Origin of the sequence: Bacillus sp. AFS015802 (assembly GCF_002561455.1) — a bacterium.
Lineage (GTDB): Bacteria > Bacillota > Bacilli > Bacillales > Bacillaceae_B > Rossellomorea.
The window spans coordinates 1-2,500 of the sequence record NZ_NTUP01000058.1 but is presented as its reverse complement, the minus strand read 5'-3'; the positions used below and the strand labels follow the sequence as shown (position 1 = coordinate 2,500).

1 rRNA gene (cut by a window edge) is annotated in these 2,500 nt (G+C 53.0%); it reads left to right on the top strand.

Annotated features, from left to right (window positions below):
- Nucleotides 1-2,500 (top strand): 23S ribosomal RNA (locus CN378_RS14705); it begins 434 nt to the left of the window's first position.

Below are 2,500 nucleotides of genomic sequence, written 5' to 3'. Positions count from 1 at the left end.
GAAATCCCGTCGGAAGCTGGGAGGACCATCTCCCAAGGCTAAATACTCCCTAGTGACCGATAGTGAACCAGTACCGTGAGGGAAAGGTGAAAAGCACCCCGGAAGGGGAGTGAAATAGAACCTGAAACCGTGTGCCTACAAGTAGTCAGAGCCCGTTAACGGGTGATGGCGTGCCTTTTGTAGAATGAACCGGCGAGTTACGATCCCATGCAAGGTTAAGTTGATGAGACGGAGCCGCAGCGAAAGCGAGTCTGAATAGGGCGAATAAGTATGTGGTCGTAGACCCGAAACCAGGTGATCTACCCATGTCCAGGATGAAGTTCAGGTAACACTGAATGGAGGTCCGAACCCACGCACGTTGAAAAGTGCGGGGATGAGGTGTGGGTAGCGGAGAAATTCCAATCGAACTTGGAGATAGCTGGTTCTCTCCGAAATAGCTTTAGGGCTAGCCTCATGTGTAAGAGTCTTGGAGGTAGAGCACTGTTTGGACTAGGGGCCCTCATCGGGTTACCGAATTCAGACAAACTCCGAATGCCAAAGACTTATCCATGGGAGTCAGACTGCGAGTGATAAGATCCGTAGTCGAAAGGGAAACAGCCCAGACCACCAGCTAAGGTCCCAAAGTATACGTTAAGTGGAAAAGGATGTGGAGTTGCTTAGACAACCAGGATGTTGGCTTAGAAGCAGCCACCATTTAAAGAGTGCGTAATAGCTCACTGGTCGAGTGACTCTGCGCCGAAAATGTACCGGGGCTAAACGTATCACCGAAGCTGTGGATTGACACCTTTAGGTGTCAGTGGTAGGAGAGCGTTCTAAGGACTGCGAAGCTAGACCGTAAGGACTGGTGGAGTGCTTAGAAGTGAGAATGCCGGTATGAGTAGCGAAAGATGGGTGAGAATCCCATCCACCGAATGCCTAAGGTTTCCTGAGGAAGGCTCGTCCGCTCAGGGTTAGTCGGGACCTAAGTCGAGGCCGATAGGCGTAGACGATGGACAACAGGTTGATATTCCTGTACCACCTCTTTTCCGTTTGAGCAATGGGGGGACGCAGGAGGATAGGGTAAGCGCACTGCTGGATATGTGCGTCTAAGCAGTTAGGCTGATGATGAGGCAAATCCCGTCATCGTGAAGGCTGAGCTGTGACAGCGAGCGAATTATAGTAGCGAAGTTCCTGATTCCACACTGCCAAGAAAAGCCTCTAGCGAGGAAAAAGGTGCCCGTACCGCAAACCGACACAGGTAGGCGAGGAGAGAATCCTAAGGTGAGCGAGAGAACTCTCGTTAAGGAACTCGGCAAAATGACCCCGTAACTTCGGGAGAAGGGGTGCTCTGGTAGGGTGCAAGCCCGAGAGAGCCGCAGTGAATAGGCCCAGGCGACTGTTTAGCAAAAACACAGGTCTCTGCGAAGCCGTAAGGCGAAGTATAGGGGCTGACGCCTGCCCGGTGCTGGAAGGTTAAGAGGAGTGCTTAGCGCAAGCGAAGGTGCGAATCGAAGCCCCAGTAAACGGCGGCCGTAACTATAACGGTCCTAAGGTAGCGAAATTCCTTGTCGGGTAAGTTCCGACCCGCACGAAAGGCGTAACGATCTGGGCACTGTCTCAACGAGAGACTCGGTGAAATTATAGTACCTGTGAAGATGCAGGTTACCCGCGACAGGACGGAAAGACCCCGTGGAGCTTTACTGTAGCCTGATATTGAATTTTGGTACAGCTTGTACAGGATAGGTAGGAGCCTTGGAAACCGGAGCGCCAGCTTCGGTGGAGGCATCGGTGGGATACTACCCTGGCTGTATTGAAATTCTAACCCGCGCCCCTTATCGGGGTGGGAGACAGTGTCAGGTGGGCAGTTTGACTGGGGCGGTCGCCTCCTAAAGAGTAACGGAGGCGCCCAAAGGTTCCCTCAGAATGGTTGGAAATCATTCGCAGAGTGTAAAGGCACAAGGGAGCTTGACTGCGAGACCTACAAGTCGAGCAGGGACGAAAGTCGGGCTTAGTGATCCGGTGGTTCCGCATGGAAGGGCCATCGCTCAACGGATAAAAGCTACCCCGGGGATAACAGGCTTATCTCCCCCAAGAGTCCACATCGACGGGGAGGTTTGGCACCTCGATGTCGGCTCATCGCATCCTGGGGCTGTAGTCGGTCCCAAGGGTTGGGCTGTTCGCCCATTAAAGCGGTACGCGAGCTGGGTTCAGAACGTCGTGAGACAGTTCGGTCCCTATCCGTCGTGGGCGCAGGAAATTTGAGAGGAGCTGTCCTTAGTACGAGAGGACCGGGATGGACGCACCGCTGGTGTACCAGTTGTCTTGCCAAAGGCATCGCTGGGTAGCTATGTGCGGAAGGGATAAGTGCTGAAAGCATCTAAGCATGAAGCCCCCCTCGAGATGAGATTTCCCATCACGTAAGTGAGTAAGATCCCTAGAAGATGACTAGGTAGATAGGTCAGAGATGGAAGCATGGCGACATGTGGAGTTGACTGATACTAATCGATCGAGGACTTAACCA